The organism is Flexivirga meconopsidis (assembly GCF_026162425.1).
GTDB classification, from domain to species: domain Bacteria; phylum Actinomycetota; class Actinomycetes; order Actinomycetales; family Dermatophilaceae; genus Flexivirga; species Flexivirga meconopsidis.
On record NZ_JAOBQJ010000003.1, the window covers coordinates 605565 to 626604 of the forward strand.

Annotated in this window: 20 protein-coding genes; 12 read left to right on the plus strand and 8 right to left on the minus strand. The window is 67.5% G+C overall.

From position 1 onward, the window contains the following. Positions 1-167: 167 nt before the first annotated feature. From N2M23_RS12690 to N2M23_RS12715, 6 genes are all read left to right on the plus strand, one after another. The gene (locus N2M23_RS12690) at positions 168-1421 is read left to right on the plus strand and encodes an extracellular solute-binding protein (protein WP_265445994.1); all 1254 of its coding nucleotides are present in this window, start codon (positions 168-170) and stop codon (positions 1419-1421) included. Between the two features lie 37 nt (positions 1422-1458). Further along, on the plus strand, positions 1459-2409 hold the full coding sequence (locus N2M23_RS12695) for a carbohydrate ABC transporter permease (protein ID WP_265445995.1): 951 nt from the start codon (positions 1459-1461) through the stop codon (positions 2407-2409). Between the two features lie 6 nt (positions 2410-2415). Continuing rightward, positions 2416-3276 carry a carbohydrate ABC transporter permease gene (locus N2M23_RS12700; RefSeq protein WP_279672163.1) on the plus strand — a complete coding sequence of 287 codons (861 nt, stop codon included), beginning with the start codon at positions 2416-2418 and terminating at the stop codon, positions 3274-3276. Between the two features lie 43 nt (positions 3277-3319). Next, positions 3320-4582, plus strand: coding sequence for an ABC transporter ATP-binding protein (locus N2M23_RS12705; RefSeq protein ID WP_265445997.1), 1263 nt, complete (start codon positions 3320-3322; stop codon positions 4580-4582). A 76-nt stretch (positions 4583-4658) separates the two neighbouring features. Then, positions 4659-5387, plus strand: coding sequence for an SDR family oxidoreductase (locus N2M23_RS12710; RefSeq protein WP_265445999.1), 729 nt, complete (start codon positions 4659-4661; stop codon positions 5385-5387). Beyond that, on the plus strand, positions 5384-5851 hold the full coding sequence (locus tag N2M23_RS12715) for an aminoacyl-tRNA deacylase (RefSeq protein ID WP_265446000.1): 468 nt from the start codon (positions 5384-5386) through the stop codon (positions 5849-5851). The genes N2M23_RS12710 and N2M23_RS12715 overlap by 4 nt, the downstream gene beginning before the upstream one ends. Before the next feature lie 38 nt (positions 5852-5889). Here the strand turns inward: N2M23_RS12715 and N2M23_RS12720 are convergent, their stop codons facing one another. The 4 genes from N2M23_RS12720 to glpX form a co-directional block, all read right to left on the minus strand. Further along, on the minus strand, positions 5890-6540 hold the full coding sequence (locus N2M23_RS12720; RefSeq protein ID WP_265446001.1) for a C39 family peptidase: 651 nt from the start codon (positions 6538-6540) through the stop codon (positions 5890-5892). A 112-nt stretch (positions 6541-6652) separates the two neighbouring features. After that, the gene (locus N2M23_RS12725; protein ID WP_265446002.1) at positions 6653-7657 is read right to left on the minus strand and encodes a GAF domain-containing protein; all 1005 of its coding nucleotides are present in this window, start codon (positions 7655-7657) and stop codon (positions 6653-6655) included. Continuing rightward, complete coding sequence (locus N2M23_RS12730; RefSeq protein ID WP_265446003.1) at positions 7638-8585, minus strand: carbohydrate kinase family protein; 948 nt, start codon at positions 8583-8585, stop codon at positions 7638-7640. Before N2M23_RS12730 ends, N2M23_RS12725 begins: the two co-directional genes overlap by 20 nt. Further along, positions 8585-9586 carry a class II fructose-bisphosphatase gene (gene glpX / locus N2M23_RS12735; protein WP_265446004.1) on the minus strand — a complete coding sequence of 334 codons (1002 nt, stop codon included), beginning with the start codon at positions 9584-9586 and terminating at the stop codon, positions 8585-8587. Before glpX ends, N2M23_RS12730 begins: the two co-directional genes overlap by 1 nt. Before the next feature lie 115 nt (positions 9587-9701). On the opposite strand from glpX, the gene N2M23_RS12740 reads away from it, so the two are divergent. Further along, entirely contained in the window at positions 9702-10346 is a 645-nt protein-coding gene (locus N2M23_RS12740) for a DUF4245 domain-containing protein (protein ID WP_265446005.1), read from the plus strand. 3 nt (positions 10347-10349) lie between these two features. Here the strand turns inward: N2M23_RS12740 and N2M23_RS12745 are convergent, their stop codons facing one another. Further along, positions 10350-10604 (minus strand): exodeoxyribonuclease VII small subunit, encoded by a 255-nt coding sequence (locus N2M23_RS12745; protein ID WP_265446006.1) that lies wholly within the window; start codon positions 10602-10604, stop codon positions 10350-10352. Between the two features lie 10 nt (positions 10605-10614). Further along, positions 10615-11844: an exodeoxyribonuclease VII large subunit gene (gene xseA / locus N2M23_RS12750; protein ID WP_265446007.1), complete on the minus strand. Its 1230-nt coding sequence runs from the start codon at positions 11842-11844 to the stop codon at positions 10615-10617. Between the two features lie 785 nt (positions 11845-12629). Here xseA and N2M23_RS12755 point away from each other — a divergent pair. The 3 genes from N2M23_RS12755 to N2M23_RS12765 all read left to right on the plus strand — a co-directional run bounded on the left by N2M23_RS12755 (position 12630) and on the right by N2M23_RS12765 (position 15648). Next, positions 12630-13250, plus strand: a complete 621-nt coding sequence (locus N2M23_RS12755) for a phosphotransferase family protein (RefSeq protein WP_265446008.1) — start codon at positions 12630-12632, stop codon at positions 13248-13250. After that, on the plus strand, positions 13247-14500 hold the full coding sequence (locus N2M23_RS12760) for an alpha/beta fold hydrolase (protein WP_265446009.1): 1254 nt from the start codon (positions 13247-13249) through the stop codon (positions 14498-14500). The genes N2M23_RS12755 and N2M23_RS12760 overlap by 4 nt, the downstream gene beginning before the upstream one ends. A 92-nt stretch (positions 14501-14592) precedes the next feature. Further along, positions 14593-15648, plus strand: coding sequence for a 4-hydroxy-3-methylbut-2-enyl diphosphate reductase (locus N2M23_RS12765; protein WP_265446010.1), 1056 nt, complete (start codon positions 14593-14595; stop codon positions 15646-15648). Here the strand turns inward: N2M23_RS12765 and N2M23_RS12770 are convergent. Next, positions 15645-16844, minus strand: a complete 1200-nt coding sequence (locus tag N2M23_RS12770) for a DNA recombination protein RmuC (protein ID WP_265446011.1) — start codon at positions 16842-16844, stop codon at positions 15645-15647. The two genes, N2M23_RS12765 and N2M23_RS12770, sit on opposite strands and share 4 nt — an antisense overlap. Positions 16845-16896: 52 nt before the next feature. After that, on the minus strand, positions 16897-17889 hold the full coding sequence (locus N2M23_RS12775) for a DUF389 domain-containing protein (protein WP_265446012.1): 993 nt from the start codon (positions 17887-17889) through the stop codon (positions 16897-16899). 42 nt (positions 17890-17931) lie between these two features. On the opposite strand from N2M23_RS12775, the gene ychF reads away from it, so the two are divergent. After that, positions 17932-19026, plus strand: a complete 1095-nt coding sequence (ychF, locus tag N2M23_RS12780) for a redox-regulated ATPase YchF (RefSeq protein ID WP_265446013.1) — start codon at positions 17932-17934, stop codon at positions 19024-19026. 45 nt (positions 19027-19071) lie between these two features. Further along, entirely contained in the window at positions 19072-21039 is a 1968-nt protein-coding gene (locus N2M23_RS12785; RefSeq protein ID WP_265446014.1) for a site-specific DNA-methyltransferase, read from the plus strand. Position 21040: the final 1 nt, after the last annotated feature.

The window sequence follows — 21040 nt, forward strand, 5'->3', positions numbered from 1 at the left end:
AGGCGGTAACCGTTTGTGCGCAGTCCGGTCCGTTGGCAAGACAGCCGGGGTCGATCGGGTGTAGACCGTGAACAACGTGTAACAGCTCACATACCCCGATGGAGCGGATGCATATGAAACGGATGAGGCCACCTCGTCGTGGCGTCGCGGTGTCGGCAGCCATGCTCATGGCCGCCACGGGTCTTGCCGCGTGCGGAGGAAGCGACAGCGGCTCTGGGCCGGCGAAGCTCACCTGGTACATCAACCCGGACGTCGGCAACGCCGACGCGAGCAAGGGCGGTCAGGCCACGCTCGCCAAGGAGTGCTCGGACGCGTCCGGCGGCAAATACCAGATCAAGGTGCAGTTGCTGCCCAACTCCGCAAGCGACCAGCGCATTCAGTTGCTGCGGCGGCTTGCCGGCGGCGACAAGACGATGGACCTGATGAGCGTCGACCCGGCGTTCGTCAGCGAGTTCGCTGCCGCCGGTTACTTCGCACCGGTGCCGCAGAGCATGGAGTCGAACTTCAAACAGGACCGGGTGCAGTCGTCGATCGACGCGTCGACGTACGACGGCAAGCTGATGTCGGTGCCGTTCTGGTCCAACACCCAGCTGCTCTGGTACAAGAAGTCGGTCGCCCAGAAAGCCGGTCTCGACATGAGCAAGCCGGTCTCCTGGGATCAGCTGATCACGGCGGCGCAGAAGACCAAGATGCAGATCGGCACCCAGGCCTCGCTCTACGAGGGTTACGCGGTGTGGATCAACGCACTGGTCGCCGGCGCCGGGGGCCAGATCGTGGAGAACCCCAACGCCAGCTACGAGAACATCAAACTCGGCCTCGACAGCCAGGCCGGCAAAGACGCCGCGGCCGTCATCCAGAAGGTCGCCTCGACCGGCGTCGGCGGCCCCGCAATGGGCAGCGCGACCGAGACCGAGGCACTCAACCTGTTCATCAGCCCCAAGGGCGGCTTCCTGGTCAACTGGCCATACACCTACGGCGCCTACACCGGCAAGGACAAGGCGGACGTCGCGGCGACGACCTACCCGCAGACCGTCGCCGGCAAGCAGGCGCGTCCACCGTATGGCGGCATCCAGCTCGCGGTCGGCAAGGACAGCAAGCGCCCGGACGTCGCCTACCAGGCGGCGGCGTGCATCACCAGCCAGAAGCACCAGGCCGACTACATGGCCGCGTCGGGCAACCCGGCGAGCCGGAAGGGCGCCTACGACACCGCCGAGGTGAAGAAGGCCTTCCCGAACGGCATCGCCGAGACCATCCGTGCGTCCCTCGACCAGGCGGAGGCCCGGCCGTTGACGCCGTACTGGGGTGACATCTCGCAGGCGATCCAAGAGAAGTGGAGCCCACCGAGCTCGGTGAACCAGCAGACTCCGGCGAAGACCCAGAAGTTCATTCTCGACGTACTGAAGGGGAAGGCGCTGCTATGAGTGACGACCGAGTCGAGGACACGAACGGAGGTCAGGCATGACGACCGTCGACATCAAACCCGAGGTCTCCTCGCAGGAAGCGGCGCACCTGTCCGACCGGGCGAAGGCCGAGCGCAACCTCGGCTGGAAGCTCGCCGGGCCGGCATTCGTGATCATGCTGCTGGTCACGCTCTACCCGATCTGTTATGCGGTCTATCTGTCGCTGTTCAACTATCGGCTGACCGACCCGGCGGGCCGGAAACTGGTGTGGTTGCAGAACTACGTCACCGCCCTGTCCGATCCGCTCTTCTGGCAGGCGTTCGGCACCACCTTCGCCATCGTGGTGATCACCCTGATCGTCGAGCTGGTGCTCGGTATGGCGATCGCCATGGTGATGAACAAGGTGGTCTGGCCGCGGCGCACGCTGCGCACGATCGTGCTGATCCCTTACGCGATCGTCACGGTCGTGTCGGCGTTCTCGTGGAAGTACGCCGCCCAGATCGACACCGGCTTCTTCAACCACTGGCTGCACACGCTGACGTTCGGGGCGTGGGACGAGCAGTTCAACTGGTTCGGCGGCTGGTTCTCCTCGATCGTGATCATCTGCTTCTCGGAGATCTGGAAGACCACGCCGTTCATGTCGCTGCTGCTCCTCGCCGGTCTGGCCCAGGTCGACTCGGCGCAGGAGGAGGCGGCCAAGGTCGACGGAGCGACCTGGTGGCAGCGGTTCACCAAGGTGATCCTGCCCAACATGAAGGCGGCGCTGATGGTGGCGTTGCTCTTCCGCACGCTGGACGCGGTGCGCATCTACGACAACCCCTACGTCATGACCGGCGGCGCCAACAAGACCACGACGCTGTCGATGCTGGTCGGCACCGAGACGGTGAGCCGGGTCGAGATCGGGATGGGCTCGGCGCTCGCGGTGATCCTCTTCGTGATCGTGCTGATCATCGCGTTCATCTTCGTCAAACTCTTCAAGGTCGACCTCACGACGAGCGGGAGGAGCTGATCCGCAATGGACACCACCATGAGTAACAAGGCCAAGAACGGCCTCGGCCTCGTCTCGATCGTGATCATGATCTGGACGATCATCCCGCTGCTCTGGATCGTGGCGACATCGCTGAAATCCGATGCGGCGCTTGCCGATCCGAAACAGAACGTGCTGGGCAACTTCTGGCCGAAGGACATCAGCTGGGACAACTACAAGCTGATCTTCTCCGGCGGCGCGTCCGACCTGTTCGTGCCGGCGCTGTGGCACTCGATCATCGTCTGCGTGGTCGCGACGGTGATCAGCGTCGCGCTCGCGACGTTCTGTGCCTACGCGATCTCGCGGCTGGACTTCCCGGGCAAGAAGCTGATCCTGACGTCGTCGCTCGCAGTGTCGTTCTTCCCGGTGATCGCGATGGTGACCCCGCTGTTCAACCTGTGGCGGCAGGTCGGGTTGTTCGACACGATCCCCGGCCTGATCATTCCGTACCTGGCGCTGACGCTGCCGTTGTCGATCTGGACGCTGTCGGCCTTCTTCCAGCAGATCCCGTGGGAGATGGAGCAGGCGGCGCAGGTGGACGGCGCGACGAGTTGGCAGGCATTCGTGAAGGTGGTGGCGCCGCTCGCGGCGCCGGGCGTCTTCACCACGGCGATCATTGCGTTCTTCACTGCGTGGAACGACTTCGTCTTCTCCTCCAACCTGACCGCGCAGAACGCGCAGACGGTGCCGGCGGCGCTGAACTTCTTCACCGGTGCCAGCCAGTTCGTGCAGCCGACCGGAGCAATCTGCGCGGCCGCGGTCATCGTCACCATTCCCGTCGTGATCCTGGTGCTGGTGTTCCAGCGGCGGATCGTCACCGGCCTCACCTCAGGTGCGGTCAAGGGGTAACTCCCTGCCGCCATACGCACTCCAGGACAAGGAGATTCGCATCATGACAACCATCAATCTCGAACACATCGTCAAGAAGTACGGCGACGGTTTCCCGGCCATCAACGACGTCAGCCTGGACATCAAGGACGGCGAATTCGTCATCCTGGTCGGTCCGTCCGGCTCGGGTAAGTCGACGCTGCTGCGGATGATCGTCGGGCTGGAGGACATCACCTCCGGCGACCTGTTGATCAACGACAAGCGGGTCAACGACCTCGCACCGCGCGACCGCAATCTGGCCATGGTGTTCCAGAACTACGCGCTCTACCCACACCTGTCGGTCTTCGAGAACATCGCGTTCCCGCTACGGCTGCAAAAGGGCAAGCACAGCGAGGCGGAGATCAAGGCCAAGGTCGAGGACGCCGCCGGCATGCTGGAGCTGACCGAGCACCTGGACCGCAAACCGGGCAATCTGTCCGGTGGCCAGCGGCAGCGTGTCGCGATGGGACGGGCGATCGTGCGCGACGCCGACGCGTTCCTCTTCGACGAGCCGCTTTCCAACCTGGACGCCAAACTGCGTGGGCAGATGCGCACCGAGATTGCCCGCATGCAGCGCCGGCTCGGCATCACCACCGTGTATGTCACGCACGACCAGACCGAGGCGATGACTCTCGGCGACAAGGTGGCGGTGCTCAAACGCGGTGTGCTGCAACAGATTGCGTCGCCGCGCGAGCTCTACGAACAGCCGGTCAACCTCTTCGTCGCGGGGTTCATCGGTTCCCCGCCGATGAACTTCCTGCCGGCCCGGGTCGACGGCAGCACGCTGAAGCTGCCGTTCGTCGACGTGCCGATCAGCGGCGAGTTGGAGAGCAAGGTGCAGGGCAAGGACGTCGTCATCGTCGGTCTGCGACCCGAGCACCTGAAGGACGCGACCGTCGAGACCGCGCCGCAGCATTCGGTGCACTTCAACGCGGTCGTGGACCAGACCGAGTGGCTGGGCAACGAGCAGTACGCCTACATCCCGTATGACGCAGACCCGTCCGTCCAGGAGCAGCTGGACGAGTTGGACCGCGACCTCGACGGTGAGGGCATGCGCACCCAGTTGGTGGTCAACCTCGACGCCCGGTCGCGGGTGCTCGAGGGTGACGAGGCGGAGCTGGCATTCGACCCGGCGGTGATGCAGGTCTTCGACCCCGAGACCGGTGACAGCCTGACCCGTGACGAGGCCAAAGCCGCTGAAATCGCTGCGGATTCGGAGAAGATGCGCAAGGCCGCCCTGGAGCGGGCCAAGGCGCGTGAGGCCTCGCAGGCTGAGAGGTCGGCCTGATCGGAGGCCTTGCGTAGCGAGGGTCTGATCTGAGGGTTCTGAACACGGGGCGGGGCTCTCGTCATACGTTTGAGGTATGACGAGTCCCCGCCCCACAGTCCTGATCACCGGCGGCACCCGCGGCATCGGTCGCGCAGTCGCCGACGCGCTCGCACCCGACCACGACCTGCTGATCGGCGGCCGGTCGGCCGACGAGGTCGCCGCGGTGTGTAAGCAACTGCCGTCCGCCCGACCGTTCGTCGCCGACATCGCCGACGAGGCGGCGACGAACGCCGCCGTCGAGGCACTCGGGCTCACCCGATTGGACGGGCTGGTGCATTCCGCCGGTCTCTCGGTCGGCGTCCCGACTCCTGAGTCGACTCGCGACGTCTGGCGAAAAGTGTTGGAAATCAACGTCATCGCTGTCTCCGACCTCACTCGGCTGCTGCTCGACGCGCTCGTTGCGGCGGAGGGGACGATCGTGATGCTCAACTCTGGCGCCGGACTGCGGGCCAACGGCACGGGTGGGCACTACCCGGCGTCGAAGTTCGCGCTCACCGCGCTGACCGACGTGTTGCGCGAAGAGTTGCGGCCGAGCGGCGTGCGAGTGTGCTCGGTGCACCCGGGCCGGGTCGACACCGACATGCAGCAGGAGATCGTCGCGCGGGACGGCCGCGACTACAACGCCGCGGAGTTCCTGCGACCGGAGTCGGTTGCCGTCGCGGTGCGCACCGCGATCACGGCTTCTCCTGACGCTGCCTACGAGACGATCTCCATTCGGCCGGCACCGGCGGCGACCAACCAGCGACAAGGACTGACTCGGTGAGCGACGGGGAGCAGCGGGCGCGGGAGGCGCTCGAAACGTCGGGCATCGAGCACACGATCACCCGGCACGGCAGGGTGAAGTCGCTGGCCGAGGCGGCCGCGGCGCGTGGCGTCGAGCCGGCGCAGATCGTCAAGACAATGGTGGTGCGCCGTGGCGACGACGACTACCTGTTTGTGCTCGTCCCCGGTGATCGGCAGATCGCCTGGCCGAAGCTGCGCGAACTGCTCGGGGTCTCGCGCCTGTCCATGCCGGACGCGGCGACTGCCCGGGAGGTGACGGGTTACGAGCGGGGCACGATCACGCCGTTCGGGTCGTTGCGCGCCTGGCCGGTCGTCGCCGACGAGCGGGTGCAAGGGACCGTGTCGATCGGCGGCGGTGGCCACGGGGTGGCTGCGACCGTCGACGCAGGCGACGTCGTGCGGGTGCTCGACGCGACCGTGGCGGACGTGACCGAGCCCGCCTGAGATGGTCAGGCGGGCTCGGTTGCACGTGCGGTGCGCGGTCAGTTGATCACCACGTTGGTCGGGCCGGTGCCCGCACCGTTGGAGTAGATGTTCAGCTGCGACGCCGTCACCCAGTGGGGCGTGTTCGACGTTGCATTCGACAGCGGGTCGAGGATCTCGTATTTTCCGCCCGAGTAGCCGACGAGGGCGACGATGTGGCTGACGTTGGTGGTGCCGGCCTTGAGGTTCTTACCCCACAGCTCGCGCCAGCCGGTCGCCGCTTCGTTACCCCAGACAATCGCGACCTTGCCCTGCTGCGCGGCGGACATGGCGGTGTTGACGTGGGTGATGGTGCCCGTCTTGCCGTAGGCCCGCAGGCCGTCGAGCACATCGCTGGGGTTGGAGCCGTTCGGGTTGGGGTAGTGGCTGGTCGATGGGCTCATCGCAGCGCGCATGTTCTGCACCGCGGTGACGTAATTGGTTGGCGACACGTAACCCTTCGGCGTGATGCCGAGTCGAAGCATGGCCATCACCATGCTGGTCGGGCCGCAGTTGTACCACTGGGTAGTCGTGCCTGTGCCGGCCTGGCGCAGCGGGACGACCGGGCCGGTCGCGGCAGAGGCGGAACCGGCGCCGACGCCCGTCACGGTCGCAGCGGCGAGCGCGACAGCCGCGAGGCGAAGCGGGGTCTTCTTCGCAATATGCAACATGGTGTGCTCCTTGGTGAGTTCCTCCAGGTGCGCACCATGTTTCTGGCTGGTGGCAGGCTCTCGCCATTGGCCATGGTCCGATTTCGCGGGCGGACGGTATGTACGCCTTGTCTCAGTGAGCGAGACCGGGCAGGGAACGGAACGCCTCGCGGTCGGCAACCCCGAAGACGTGCAGGATGCGCCTGACGTGGGACTTCACGGTGGACTCGCGGATGGACAGCGTAACGGCGATCTCGCTGTTGGATGCACCGGTCTGCAGAATGAGCTCGGCGACCTCGCGTTGCCGGGAGGTCAACTCGTGCCAACGCTCGGAGAGCGCGTCATCGTCGTGACTGGTGAATTGCCCTAACACCAAAGCGAGTTCGGCTTGATGCCGCTCGCAGAGCGCGAGGTGCTCCTCGGTGTGCGCCGGGGTGGCCAGGGTGGTGGTCCGGGACGCGTTGACGAGCGCGGCCGCAGAGTCCACGATCTCCGACATTCGCCGGGCGACGTCGTGCATCGTCCGCAGCGAGGTCGACTCGCCGGCCGGGTCCAGCTCGGGATAGCGGGCGAAGATGTCGAAGTCGAAGGCGAGTTCCTGGTTGCGTTTGAGGAACCGGCCGAGGGTCCGGGTGAGCCATTCGAAGGCTGCGACGTGTTCGTCGGTGTAGACATCCGCCGTCTCGCTCTGGATCGACAACAGGCCGATCGGATCGCCGTCGCCATGAATGATCGGGATCACGACCGCGTCCAGGCTCGGTTTGGATGCGTCCCCGAGCGGCATACCGCGCGAGAGCAGGCGACCCTCGTCGGTCGCGAAGCGGTAGGTCTTGCGGTTGCGCAGGATCCACGCCGAGACGCCGTCTTCGCGGAAGTGCGTGAAGTCGGCCCGAAGCGGTCGGTCGCCGTAATAGGTGTAAGGGAGCACGAGTCCGCGATCGCCGCGATAGAGCCCGATGTAGAAGGCGTCGACCGGCGCAAGCGAGGTGACCGCCGCACGCACCGCGGCAAACATGCCGACCTCGTCGTCGAAGTCGAGGTTCTGCAGGCGGTGGGCGGCGCGACGCAGCAGGTCGATCGTCCGGCCGGAGAACGACGGGACGACGGGCGAGAGCGGGTCAGGCCCGGCCTGGGACATCACTCAGCTCGGCGCGAGTCGGCGGGTTTGCGCCCGCGCGCGAGACGGTGATCGCCGACGCCTGGACAGCGCGGTGCACGGCGGGCAGCAGATCCGAGCGGCCCGCGGCGCGCAGGCGGGTGCGCGCGTCGGTGCTACCGAGCAGTCCCGCATCCAGCAGACCGGACAGCAGACCCGACTCGAACGAGTCGCCGGCACCCACGGTGTCGACGACGGAAACCTGTTGTCCGGCAACGGATTCGGTCTCTCCGGTGGCCGTGACGTGCACCAGCGCGCCATCTCCGCCTCGGGTCGCCAGCACGAGGGAGGGGCCGAGCTGCCCCCACAACGCGAGCACCTGGCCGAGGTCCGCGTCATCGCCATACAGCCAGCGGATGTCCTCGTCGCTCGCCTTCACGACATCGGAGTAGCCGACGAGTTGCTCCAGGTGCGAACGGACTTCGTGCGCCTCGCCGATGAGGGTCGGGCGCGGATTGGGGTCGAAGGACACGGTCGCGTGCTCTCGTGCGGCGAGCATCGCGTCGGCGACCCTGGTCGCGCCCGGCTGCAACGCCGCCGCGATCGATCCGGTGTGGAAGTGACCGAAGTCGGACGGCAGCTCGTAGGGGAGGTCCCAGGTCAGGTCGAATTCGTAGGTGGCAGCGCCGTTTTCGTCAAGGGTCGCCTTCGCGGAGGGCGTGTGTGACGCGCCGAGGCTGCCGGGCACGAGGTCCACCTCAGCCTGCGCGAGCTGTCGCTGGATGAGTTCGCCGTACCGGTCATCGGCGAGGTATGCCGCAAGCCCCGCCGGGTGACCGAGTCGGGCGAGGCCGATGGCGACGTTCAGCGGGCTGCCGCCGACATGCTCCTCGACGGCTCCCGACGGCTGATGCACGACATCGATCAATGCCTCGCCGACGACCAGCGTGACCGCGGGGGAGCCGCTCATCAGCTGAACTGCGAGCCGGCGTAGCGCTGCAGCTTGGACAGCTGGTGGTGCGCCTCGATGGAGCGGATCGTGCCGCTCTTGGAGCGCATCACCAGCGAATGAGTGGTGGCTCCGCCCGCGCGGTAGCGCACACCGCGCAACAGCTCGCCGTCGGTGATGCCAGTCGCCACGAAGAAGCAGTTGTCACTGCGCACCAGGTCGTCGGTCGACAGCACCGCGTCGAGGTCGAGCCCGGCATCGATCGCCTTCTGGCGCTCGTCGTCGTCCTTCGGCCACAGGCGTCCCTGCAGCGTGCCGCCGAGACACTTCATGGCGCACGCGCTGATGATCCCCTCCGGTGTGCCGCCGATGCCGAGCAGCAGGTCGATGCCGGTGTCGGGGCGAGCGGCCATGATCGACCCGGCGACGTCGCCGTCCGAGATATAGCGAATGCGGGCACCGGCGTCGCGGATCTCCTGGGCGAGCTGCTCGTGGCGGGGCCGGTCCAGCAGCACGACGGTGACGTCCGAGACGCTTCCGCTCTTTGCCTTCGCGACCCGCTTGATGTTCTCCTCGACGGGCAGCCGGATGTCGACCACGTCGGCCGCCTCGGGCCCGACCGCGAGCTTGTCCATGTAGAAGACCGCGCTCGGGTCGTACATCGAGCCGCGTTCGCTGACCGCCATCACCGAGACGGCGTTGGTCATGCCTTTGGCGGTCAGTGTCGTGCCGTCGATCGGGTCGACCGCGACGTCCACGTTGGGTCCGGTGCCGTCGCCCACCCGCTCGCCGTTGAAGAGCATCGGCGCGTCGTCCTTCTCGCCCTCGCCGATGACTACCACGCCGTCCATCGAGACCGACGAGATGAGGTGCCGCATCGCGGCGACGGCAGCGCCGTCGGCGCCGTTCTTGTCGCCGCGGCCCACCCAGCGGCCGCCGGCCATCGCCGCAGCCTCGGTGACGCGGACCAGCTCCAACGCCAGGTTGCGGTCGGGGGCCTCGGGACTGATGACGTCGGACATGAGTTCTCCTGGATCGGGCCTCGGGGCACGGCGGTGACGAGTTCTCCGCGACTCTATCGGGCAGGCCGGGCGACCGAGCGTGGCCCGGCCAGCACCGGTTTGGGACGATGGACCGGTGACCACCCCGAGCACCCCTGCCGAGCCGTCGAGACCCGCGCCCGCATCGGCCACCGCGCAGACCGCGCCCCCGCCACAGCAGCGCCGGGGGATGGGCTCGACCAAGAACATGGTGATCTCGGCGGTCGTCGTCGCGCTTGCCTGCCTCGCCTGGTGGGCGTTCGTCCCCCGGCAGGAGAAGGTGACCCGACCGGTGGCGGACGTCGGCGGGATCGCGCGCGAGATCGGCATCTCGCAGCGCTGGGATCCGGCGGTCGCCGATGGGCTGCCGAAGGGGTGGACGCCGGTCAATGTGCGACTGCGCACGGCCGCCGGCGCAACCCCCACCTGGCAGGCCGGGTATGACGGGCCGGGCGACGGGTACGCCGCGGTGTTGCAGACCAAGGGTGGCAACGACGCGTGGGTGAGCGCCCAAACCGGATCGGGCACCGGCAAGGGCACGGTCGCCATCGCCGGAGGACAGTGGAAGAAGGTCGAACGCTCCGACGGCGAACAGCGCAGCCTGGTGCGCACCACGCCGCTCGGCGGTCTGACCACGGTCGTCACCGGCACGGGTGACTGGACCCAGCTGCAGGACTTCGCGGCCCGGGTCAAGCCGCTCAGCGCGAGCGCGCTCGCGACGCCCGGGTCATCAGCCGGCTGAGGCTCACTCCTCGCCGGTATCCGTAGTGTCCTCGGTCATCGCGTCGATCCTCTGCTGGGCGCCGTCCAGCCACTGCTGGCAGTGCGCAGCCAGCGCCTCGCCACGCTCCCAGAGCCGCATCGACTCCTCCAGCGTGGCCGCACCGGACTCGAGCTGTCCGACGATCGTGGCCAGTTCGTCGCGGGCTTGCTCATAACCGAGCTCGGCGACGTCGGCGAACTCGTCGTCGGTTTCGGCGGCTTCCGGCTTGCTCGTCATACCGGCAAACCTAGGACACCGGTCGGACGGCGAAGTCGCCCGTCGCGACGGTCACCCGGAGCAGTTCCTCGGGCTCGACGTCGGCGACGTCGGTGATGATCTCGCCCGCGGCGTGCCGGACGACCGCGTAGCCGCGCTCAAGGGTCTGCAGCGGTGACAGTGCGCGCAGTTGCTCGCGCAGGTGGGTGACCTGATCGTGGCTGCGCTCGAGACGGTGGCTCATCCGGTATGCCGCTCGCTCGCGCAGCGTGTCGACCTCGGCGCGGCGGGTGCTGACCATGGTGGCCGGCGCGACCAGCACCGGGCGGCTGCGTAGTTGCTGCAGGTGCCGGCGTTCGAGGTCGAGGTGCCGGTGCAACGAGCGGGCGCCCGCCGCCCGCAATGCCAGTAGCCCCTGCTGCTCCTCGGCCAGGTCGGGCACGATCCGCTTGGCCGCATCGGTCGGGGTGGAGGCGCGCAGATCGGCGACGAAATCGAGCAGTGGCGTGTCCTCGTGGTGTCCGATCGCGCTCACGATCGGGGTGCGGGCGGCCGCCACTGCGCGCACCAGGGACTCATTGCTGAACGGCAGCAGGTCTTCGAAACCGCCGCCGCCGCGCGAGATCACGATGACCTGCACCTGCGGCGCGGCGTCCAGCTCGTGGAGCGCTGCAGTGACTTCGGGGACCGTGCCGGGGCCCTGCACGGCAACCTGCCGGATCTCGAATCTCGTTGCCGGCCAACGGCGGCGAGTGTTTTCCACGACATCCTTCTCGGCGGCACTCGCCCGGCCGCAGATGAGCCCGACCGTGTGCGGCAGGAAGGGCAGCGGCTTCTTGCGTGATGCGTCGAAGAGCCCTTCGCTGCGCAGCAGTTGCTTGAGGTGTTCCAACCGGGCAAGCAGGTCGCCGACGCCGACCGGTCGCATCTGCCGTGCGTCGAGGTGCAGCGTGCCGCGCTTGGTCCAAAAGGTCGGCTTCGCGTGCACCACCACCCGGGCGCCCGGCTGCAGACCGGGCCCCATGGCGTCGAGCGTGTTGACGTGCACCGTGACCGACAGCGACATGTCGACTTCGGTGTCGCGCAGCGTGACGTAGGCGGTGGGTGCGCCCGGCCGGCGGTTGAGCTGCACGATCTGCCCCTCGACCCACAGCGGCGACATCTTGGCGACGTAGTCGCTGATCTTCAGCGACAGGGTGCGCACCGGCCACGGCGACTCAGCGGTGGTGTCGGCCGCACGCTCGGGCAGGGGAGTGCTCATGCGGTCAGCGTATGCCGGGGCGGTGACGGCCGGCGGTGGTGCTGGGCGCGCGGGTGTGGGCGTGGGGAGCGGGGTGTGGGGCGTGCATATCTCGAAACGGTTGCGCTGTGTGCGCGTGGGGCGGGTGTGGGGCGTGCATAACTCGAAACGGTTGCGCTGTGTGCGCGTGGGGCGGGTGTGGGGCGTGCATAACTCGAAACGGTTGCGCTGTGTGCGCGTGGGGCGGGTGTGGGGCGTGCATAACTCGAAACGGTTGCGCTGTGTGCACGCGGGGCGGGTGTGGGGCGTGCATAACTCGAAACGGTTGCGCTGTGTGCGCGTGGGGCGGGTGTGGGGCGTGCATAACTCGAAACGGTTGCGCTGTGTGCACGCGGGTCGGGCGTGAGGCGTGCATAACTCGAAACGGTTGCGCTGTATGTACGTGGGGTCGCTACCGTCGGCGGCGTGGACGAAGCCGACGGACGCTGGCTCGCCGAGAGGTATGCGCTCGGCGAGTTCCTCGCACTGACCTCGATCGCACGCGGCGCGATGGGCGAGGTATATCGGTTGCGTTGCGTGACAGGAGATTTCGCCGCCAAACGCTACTTGCGCGACGAGTCGTGGCTGCCGCACGCGGAATTCTCCGAGCGGTTCGCGCAGCGCTGTCGGGACGCCGGCGTGCCCGCGCCACCGGCGGTGCGTGACGTCGACGGGCAACTGCTCGCGCGCGACCCCGAGGGCGTGTGGTGGCAGCTCGCCGACTGGGTCGACGGCAGCGTGCCTGCGGACGACGACGCGGGTGCCGCGTGCTGGCTCCGACCCAGACCGGCCGTATCCACGCACTGGCGCAGATCCCCGAATGGGACGCGCGGCTCGATCCGTTCTATGCGACGTGTTCGGTCGACTGGCCGGCGCTCGCAGATCGGGCGAGTGCGACCGACGCCGTGTGGGCCACCGAGCTGCACCGCCGCACGCAGGACTTCGCCGAGCTGGCTGCCTGGTCGTCCGCAGCCCCGGTGGGTGCACTGATCGTCTCGCACAACGACCTCACCGTCGGCAACGTGCTGGACACCGGCTCCGGTCGGGTGTTGATCGACTGGGACAACGTCGGCCCGCAGGATCCCGCGCGGGAGTTGGGTGTGCAGTTGTTCGACCGGCTCGAGCACATCGAGCTGACCGTCAACCTGCTGGCCGGCTATCGCGCCGCAGGTGGGGTCGAAATCGACTGGAAGGCAGATCTTTTCGCGTCCGCCGTCAATATCCGACTCAACCTGCTAGCTGAGCTGGTGCACTGGTTGCTCGACCCGGCCGCGGCCGCGCATCACGACTTCGCGTCGACGAGGGTCGCATCCCTGCTGCACACCACCCCCGACCTCACCACTCTGCAGCGCCGAGTCGCAGCCGTCGAACTAGGCTCCACCGCATGACCATTCGCATCCCCGGACTCGCACTGACCGACCATCTGCTCCAGGTGCCGCTGGACCACGCGGATCCGGACGGACAGCAGATCGACGTCTACGCACGCGAGGTCGTCGCGGTCGACAAGCAGGACGACGATCTGCCGTGGCTGGTCTTCCTGCAGGGCGGCCCGGGCGGTGAGGGGCCGCGGCCGATGAAGGCCGAGGGCTGGATCGGCGAGGTCACCAAGACGCATCGGCTGCTGCTGCTCGACCAGCGCGGCACCGGTCTGTCGACGCCGCTCACCGCACGGTCCACGGCGGGTATGCCGGCGCAGGAGCTCGCGGCATACGTCAAGCTCTTCCGGGCGGACAGCATCGTTGCCGATGCCGAGATCTTCCGGGAGCAGGTCGCCGGCGGTAAGCCGTGGAAGACGTTGGGACAGAGCTACGGCGGGTTCATCACGCTGACCTACCTGTCGCAGGCGCCCGAGGGGCTCGCGGGTTGCCTGGTCACCGGCGGCCTCTCCGGCCTCGACGCGACCGCGGACGACGTTTACCGCCATACCTTCCCGCGGATCGCCCGGAAGAACGCCGAGTACTACCGGCGCTACCCGCAGGACAAGGCGCTGGTGCGCCGACTCGCCGACTACCTCGCGGCAAACGAGGTGCTGCTGCCGGACGGTTCGCGGCTGACCCCGGACCGGCTGCGGTTGCTCGGCGGTGTCTTCGGGATGAGCTACGGCTTCGAGCAGGTGCACTGGTTGCTCGAGACCGCGTGGGACGGTGCCGAAATCTCCGACCGGTTCCGGCAGGCGGTGCTGTCGACCACGTCATACGCGCAGGGACCGATCTACGCCTTGCAGGAGTTCTGTTACGGAGCGCCCGGCAAACCGACCGGCTGGGCGGCGGACAAGGCGCTCGCCGCGCGCCCGGAGTTTGCCGCCGACGCCGACCCGTTGCTGTTCACCGGCGAGACGATGTTCCGTTGGATGTTCGACGAGATCACCCTGTTGCGGCCGTTCGCGCAGGCCGCCGATCTGCTCGCCGAGACCGACTGGCCTGCGCTCTACGACCCGCGACGGCTCGCCGACAACGAGGTGCCGGTGGCCGCCGCCGTCTACTTCGACGACATGTATGTCGACGCCGACCTCTCGATCGACACCGCCCGCCGGGTCGGCAACGTGCGGCCGTGGGTCACCAACGAGTTCGAACACGACGGCCTGCGGGGCGGCGAGGTTGTCGGGCGGCTGCTCGACATGCTGGCCGGGAAGGTATGAGCCGCGCACCTTCAGCGTGATTGCGGCGGCCACGACCGGTCTGCGCGACCGGCGCCGATTTGGGTGCGCCAGGTGACGCTTAGCATGGGTGCATGACTTCCGTGCTCCCGACCGGCACCGACGACGCCGCCACCGGCGGCACCGACGCGCCCGACGGCAAGCGGGTGCTGCTGGCCGCCCCGCGCGGCTACTGCGCCGGCGTCGATCGGGCCGTGGTCACCGTCGAGAAGGCACTCGACCTCTACGGTCCGCCGGTCTACGTGCGCAAACAGATCGTGCACAACAAGCATGTGGTGACCACGCTGGAGAAGCGCGGCGCGATCTTCGTCGACGAAACCGACCAGGTGCCCGAGGGTGCGACGGTGATCTTCTCCGCGCACGGCGTGGCCCCCGTCGTACACGACGAGGCCAAGACGCTGTCACTGAAGACGATTGACGCGACCTGCCCGCTGGTGACCAAGGTGCACCGTGAGGCGCGCCGGTTCGCCGGCGAGGACTTCGACATCCTGCTGATCGGCCACGACGGCCACGAAGAGGTCGTCGGCACCGCGGGCGAGGCACCGGAGAACATCATCCTGGTCGAGTCCCCGGATCACGTCGACGCGATCGAGGTGCGCGACCCAGAACGCGTCGTCTGGCTCTCGCAGACCACGCTGTCGGTCGACGAGACGATGGAGACCGTGCGCCGGCTGCGCGAGCGCTTCCCCAAGCTGCAGGACCCGCCGTCGGACGACATCTGCTACGCCACCCAGAACCGCCAGCTGGCGGTCAAGCAGATGGCACCGGACACCGACCTGATGATCGTGGTCGGCAGCCGCAATTCCTCCAACTCGGTGCGCCTGGTCGAGGTCGCGCTGGAGCACGGCGCCCGCGACGGGCACCTGGTCGACTACGCCGACGAGATCGACGAGTCGTGGCTCAACGGCGTGAACACGGTGGGCGTGACCTCCGGTGCGTCGGTGCCCGAGGTGCTGGTGCGTGACGTGCTGGACTTTCTTGCGCAGCGCGGTTACACCGACGTCGCGTCGGTCACCGCGGCCGAGGAGAGCCTGCTGTTCGCACTGCCGACCGAGCTGCGCCGCGACCTCAAGGCCCGCGGGTCCGACGACTCCGGCCAGGTCCGGCACGACGCGGGCTCACTGCACTAACCGGCTTCCTGCTCGCCGGCGCGACGATCGGTGTCCTGCTCGCCGAAGTCGAGCATCGGACGTGCGACGTCCTCGTCGAGCGCGTCGATCAACTCCTGTGCGGTGAGCGGCCGGGTCGCCTTGTCGACCGGTGCCACCGGCGCGGCCGGTGCGTCGGTGACGACCCCGAGCGCGTGCAGCTTGCGCGCGGCGACGAACACCCGCGACTCCAGCGCCCCGACCATGGCGTTATAGGCCTCCACCGACTTGGTCAGGGACTGCCCCAGTGCGGTCGTATGGCGCCCCAGCGTGCCCAGCCGCTCGTAGAGCTGCTGGCCCAGCGCCAGCAACTCGCGGGTGCCGCGGACCAGGCTGTCCTGCTGCCAGGCGTAGGCGGTGGTGCGCAACAGCGCGAGCAGGCTGCCGGGGGAGACCAGCACCACCTTGCGGGCCATCGCTCGGTCCAGCAGCGACGGGTCCTGCCGCAACGCGGCGGCGAGCATCGCGTCGGCGGGCAGGAAGCAGACGACCATCTGCGGGGTGTCGACGAACGCGCTCCAGTAGTCCTTGGCGGCGAGACCGTCGACGTGTCGCACCAGCGCGCGAGCATGGTCATCGAGCAGTTCGTCGCGCTCGGCCGGCGGCAGGTCGGCCGCCTGCGCGTCGAGGAACTTGCGGACCGGTGCCTTGCTGTCGACCACCAGCACTCGGTCGCCCGGAAGCCGCACCAGCACGTCGGGCCGGACCCGCGCGTCGTGCCTGCTCACCGCAGACACCTGCTCGTCGAAGTCGCAGTGCGGCAGCATGCCGGCGTGCTCCAGCACCCGTCGCAGCTGCACCTCACCCCAGGTGCCGCTGGTCGACGACGAGCGCAGCGCCCCGGCGAGTCCGCTTGTCTCCCGGTGCAATTGGCCGGTCACCCGGCCGACCTCGGCCAGGCGCTCGCCGAGCTCGCCGAACTGCTCGACCCGGTCCCGCTCCAGCGTCGCCACCTGACGCTCCACCCGATCGAGGGCGGCACCGAGCGGAGCCAGCACCGCGGCGGTCTGCTGGTCGTCGGCGACCGCCGACTCGAGGTCGACCACCCGCTCGCGCAGCAGGTCACGCTCGGTGCTGACCGCGACACTCCTGGCGGCATACACCTGGCGTAGCAGCAGCCAGCAGAGGCCGCCGGCGACGAACAGCCCGACGGCCAGACCGAGCAGGAAAGCGATCATGCGGGCAGCCTGCCAAAGGGGTCTGACACCCGGTGCGCTCACACCGCCGAGGTCAGCCCCGGCGCATGTAGTGCGGATGTCGCGGCCGGGACGGGCCGCGGCCGAGCAGCCGCGCGCTGTAGCGCATCACGTGATGCCAGCCGACCCGCTGCAGAGCGAGCGTGATGACTCCTGCGAGCAGCATCCCAGCCAGGTTGACCCCGAGCTGCTGCACCGAGCCGGTGATCTCCGATCGTTCCCAGGTGGCCAGGCCGAGCGCCAGGTTGCCGGCTGCCGGCACCGTGGTCACCGAGATGAAGACGCCCACCATCGCCGAGGTCTTGTCGGTGGACATGGCGAGCACCCCGGCCGACCCGGCGACCAGCGCCACGAGGAAGGACCAGACATCCGGGTGCCAGATGAAGCCGGTCTGCGGACGCGGAGCGGTCACGTCGGCTGGGGTGATGAGGCCCGTGCCGCGCGCGATCAGCCCCAGCAGCGCAACCACGAGGATCGCGAAGGCGAACGAGAGCAGGAGGAGGCGTGCGCTGCGCCATACCAGGTGCCAGCGCGCGAAGACGATGCCGGTGCAGATCGCCGCTACCGCCGCAAAGTCCGGGCCGACGACCATCGCACCGACCACGAGCACCGCGGAGTCGGTGATCACCGCGATCGCCGCCAGGATCGTCGCCATCAGCAGGAAGAGGTAGAAGGACAGCGTCGGCTGGCTGGCGTCCTCGGCGTCGTTGAGCACGGCGTCCCAGATGACCGCGTCGTCCGGCTCGCCCGGGGCGGCCTCCTCCAGCTCGACGGCCCGCTTGAAGGGTGTGCTCGTCGGGCGGCTGAGCACGATGCCGCCCTGCTCGCCGAGTCCCAGTTTGGTGAGCGAGTCGAGGATGTCGCTCGCGGTCTCCCGGGCGACGTCGCACTCGACCAGGTCACCCTTCGGGTCCAGGCAGACGCCCCGGAGTATGACGAGGTTGGTCACGCACTCGTGGTGCTCGAGCAGGTCGGTGACGGGCTGCGCGAGGTTGGTCGGCACGGTCAGCCGCAGGTGCACGAGCATGAGTGCAGACTACGAGCAATCACCATTTAGACTCTTGACCTCGTGGCACTCACCATCGGAATCGTCGGCCTGCCCAACGTCGGCAAGTCGACCATGTTCAACGCACTGACCAAGAACAACGTGCTCGCCGCGAACTACCCGTTTGCGACGATCGAGCCCAACGTCGGCGTCGTGCCGATGCCCGACGAGCGCCTCGGCAAGCTCGCCGAGGTCTTCAAGTCGGAGAAGACAATCCCGGCGACCGTGTCGTTCGTCGACATCGCCGGCATCGTGCGCGGGGCGTCCGAGGGTGAGGGGCTGGGCAACAAGTTCCTGGCCAACATCCGCGAGGCCGACGCGATCTGTCAGGTGATCCGGGTCTTCAACGACGACGACGTGGTGCACGTCGACGGCAAGGTGTCGCCGGAGTCCGACATGGAGACGATCAATACCGAGCTGATCCTCGCCGACCTGCAAACCCTGGAGAAGGCGCTGCCGCGTCTCGACAAGGAGGTCAAGGGCAAGAAGACCGACAAGTCGGTGCTGGAGGCGGCGCAGGCCGCGCAGGCGATCCTCGAGGCCGGGGACACCCTCTTCGCCAAGGGTTTCGACGTGGCGCCGATCAAGGAGCTCGGGCTGCTGACGGGCAAACCGTTCCTCTACGTCTTCAACCTCGACGAGGACCAGTTGACCGACGAGGACCTCCAGGCGTCACTGCAGGCGCTGGTGGCACCCGCCGAGGCGATCTTCCTCAACGCCAAGCTCGAGATGGACCTGACCGACATGTCCGACGAGGAGGCTCTGGAGATGCTGCAGGGCTTCGGCGCCACCGAGTCCGGCCTGAATCAGTTGGCGCACAAGGGTTTCAACACCCTCGGACTGCAGACCTACCTGACCGCGGGCCCCAAGGAGACGCGGGCCTGGACCATCCGGCGCGGGTGGACGGCGCCGCAGGCGGCCGGCGTCATACACACCGATTTCCAGAAGGGCTTCATCAAGGCCGAGGTCATTTCGTATGACGACCTGGTCGCGCTCGGTTCAGTTGCCGAGGCCCGCTCGGCCGGCAAGGCGCGCATGGAGGGCAAGGACTACATCATGCAGGACGGGGACGTTGTGGAGTTCCGGCACGGAGGAACGTCGGGAAGCGGCAAGAAGTAGGTTCCGTCTCTACTGAGCACGGCGAGCGACACGATAGAGGCGAAGATGATCAGGGACGCGCACGAGGCCAACGAGACCGCGAGGCCGAACGACTTCGAGCTAACGCGACTGCGCGCCGCTCTGCCGGAGTACTTCGACAAGGACGGCGGCTTCATGCTCGACCGTCTCCAGGAGACCCTCCGCGACGGAGACGTGAATCTGAGCCGCGAGGGGTACGAGCTCAAGTTCCTGGGCAAGTCGTACGCGAAGTACTTGACGTCGACCAAGACAGAGACGGTCGTGGTGCCCGACATGGCGCACAACTCGGAGGACGTGAACGCGGAATCCCAGAACCTGTACATTGTCGGCGACAACCTCGACGCGCTGAAGCACCTGATCGGTTCCTACAGCTCGCGGGTCAAGGCCATCTACATCGACCCGCCCTACAACACCGGCAAGGACGGCTTCGTCTACAACGACGACTTCGGCTTCTCCGCGGCTGACCTGGTCAAGAAGATCGGGCTGGACGAGGACGAGGCCCGGCGCGTCACGGACCTTCACGGCAAGTCTTCCCACTCCGCGTGGTTGACCTTCATGTACCCGCGTCTCGAGCTCGCCAAGGAGCTGCTCGTGGACGAGGGCGTCATCTTCGTCAGCGTCGACGACAACGAGCAGGCCGATGTCCGGCTCCTGTGCGACGAGGTCTTTGGCGAAGGCAACTGGCTGGGCACGCTCGTGTGGAAGAACGCGACGGACAACAACCCTTCGCAGATCGCGATCGAGCACGAGTACGTGCTCGCCTACGCGAAGTCTCGAGACGACCTCGCACCAGTGTGGAAGTCCGAGGTTTCGGCCACCAAAGAGCTGGTCATCGAGACCGGGGACCGGATCATCGACGAGTTCGAGGACGATGCTGCGCGCCAGAAGGCATACACGGCCTGGTTCCGCGAGAACAAGGGACAGCTTGGCCGCCTCGACGGCTACAAGTACATCGATGGCGACGGGGTGTATGCCGGCAGCCGTAGCGTCCACAACCCGAACGGCGAGGGCTACCGCTACGACGTCCGGCATCCTGTCACGGGCAAGCCCTGCAAGCAGCCCCTCTTCGGGTACAGGTTCCCCGAGAGCACGATGCAGCGACTTCTCGAGGAGGACCGCATCCTCTTCGGGAACGACGAGAACAAGATCGTCGAGCTCAAAGCTTATGTGCGTGACTACAGCGACTCGCTGGCGAGCGTCATCACATTGGATGGGCGCTCTGGAGCGAACGAGATCGTTGATCTGTTCGGTGAGAAGGTCTTCACGAACCCCAAGCCGAGCCGTTTCCTGTCGCAGATCCTCGACTTCGTCCTCGAGCCCGGCGACACCGTCCTCGACTTCTTCTCAGGATCCGCGACGACTGCTGATGCCGTCATGCAGCTCAATGCCCGTGACGGCGGCGATCGGCGCTTCATCCTCGTCCAGCTGCCCGAGCGGATCGAGGCCGGGAAGCCGGGGGCGAAGCAGGGTTACTCGACCATCGACGAGATCGGTCGGGACCGGATCAGGCGTGCCGCCGAGAAGATCCAGGGCGACGCGGGTGTGCAGATCGACGGCGGCTTCCGCCTGTTCCGTCTCGAGCAGCCGAGCCAGAAGACGCTCGACCAGCTCGAGTCCTTCGACGCCGATGAGACTCACGCCCTGCTCAGCGGCGACTTCGTCTCGAAGTTCGACCTCGCGGGGACGCCCGGCAAGGACGTCGTGCTCGCGACCTGGATGCTTGAGGACAAGGCCGGACTGACTGCAGCGGCCGAGTCAGTGCTCCTTGGTGACTACGAGCTGAGCGTCTCCGGCGACACCGGCTACGTCATCGACCCAGGCCTTGCCAGCGCAGACGTGCTCGAGCTCGTGTCCAAGCTGGAGAACGGCGACCTGGATCTGGACCGCCTGGTCGTCTTCGGCTACTCGGTCACCTTCTCGGTGATGCACGAGTTGAAGCAGAACCTGAAGTCGCTCAGGTCGGGACGCAAAGTGCCCGTCATCGAGCGGTTCTGAC

Coding starts and splice junctions, on each gene's coding strand:
- N2M23_RS12775 (WP_265446012.1), bottom strand. CDS start 17,889: ATGCTCGTGCACCTGCGGCTGACCGTGCCGACCAACCTCGCGCAGCCC.
- N2M23_RS12705 (WP_265445997.1), top strand. CDS start 3,320: ATGACAACCATCAATCTCGAACACATCGTCAAGAAGTACGGCGACGGT.
- N2M23_RS12765 (WP_265446010.1), top strand. CDS start 14,593: ATGACTTCCGTGCTCCCGACCGGCACCGACGACGCCGCCACCGGCGGC.
- N2M23_RS12690 (WP_265445994.1), top strand. CDS start 168: ATGGCCGCCACGGGTCTTGCCGCGTGCGGAGGAAGCGACAGCGGCTCT.
- N2M23_RS12725 (WP_265446002.1), bottom strand. CDS start 7,657: ATGTCCCAGGCCGGGCCTGACCCGCTCTCGCCCGTCGTCCCGTCGTTC.
- N2M23_RS12770 (WP_265446011.1), bottom strand. CDS start 16,844: ATGATCGCTTTCCTGCTCGGTCTGGCCGTCGGGCTGTTCGTCGCCGGC.
- N2M23_RS12760 (WP_265446009.1), top strand. CDS start 13,247: ATGACCATTCGCATCCCCGGACTCGCACTGACCGACCATCTGCTCCAG.
- xseA (WP_265446007.1), bottom strand. CDS start 11,844: ATGAGCACTCCCCTGCCCGAGCGTGCGGCCGACACCACCGCTGAGTCG.
- N2M23_RS12710 (WP_265445999.1), top strand. CDS start 4,659: ATGACGAGTCCCCGCCCCACAGTCCTGATCACCGGCGGCACCCGCGGC.
- N2M23_RS12745 (WP_265446006.1), bottom strand. CDS start 10,604: ATGACGAGCAAGCCGGAAGCCGCCGAAACCGACGACGAGTTCGCCGAC.
- N2M23_RS12695 (WP_265445995.1), top strand. CDS start 1,459: ATGACGACCGTCGACATCAAACCCGAGGTCTCCTCGCAGGAAGCGGCG.
- N2M23_RS12785 (WP_265446014.1), top strand. CDS start 19,072: ATGATCAGGGACGCGCACGAGGCCAACGAGACCGCGAGGCCGAACGAC.
- N2M23_RS12700 (WP_279672163.1), top strand. CDS start 2,416: ATGGACACCACCATGAGTAACAAGGCCAAGAACGGCCTCGGCCTCGTC.
- glpX (WP_265446004.1), bottom strand. CDS start 9,586: ATGTCCGACGTCATCAGTCCCGAGGCCCCCGACCGCAACCTGGCGTTG.
- N2M23_RS12730 (WP_265446003.1), bottom strand. CDS start 8,585: ATGAGCGGCTCCCCCGCGGTCACGCTGGTCGTCGGCGAGGCATTGATC.
- N2M23_RS12720 (WP_265446001.1), bottom strand. CDS start 6,540: ATGTTGCATATTGCGAAGAAGACCCCGCTTCGCCTCGCGGCTGTCGCG.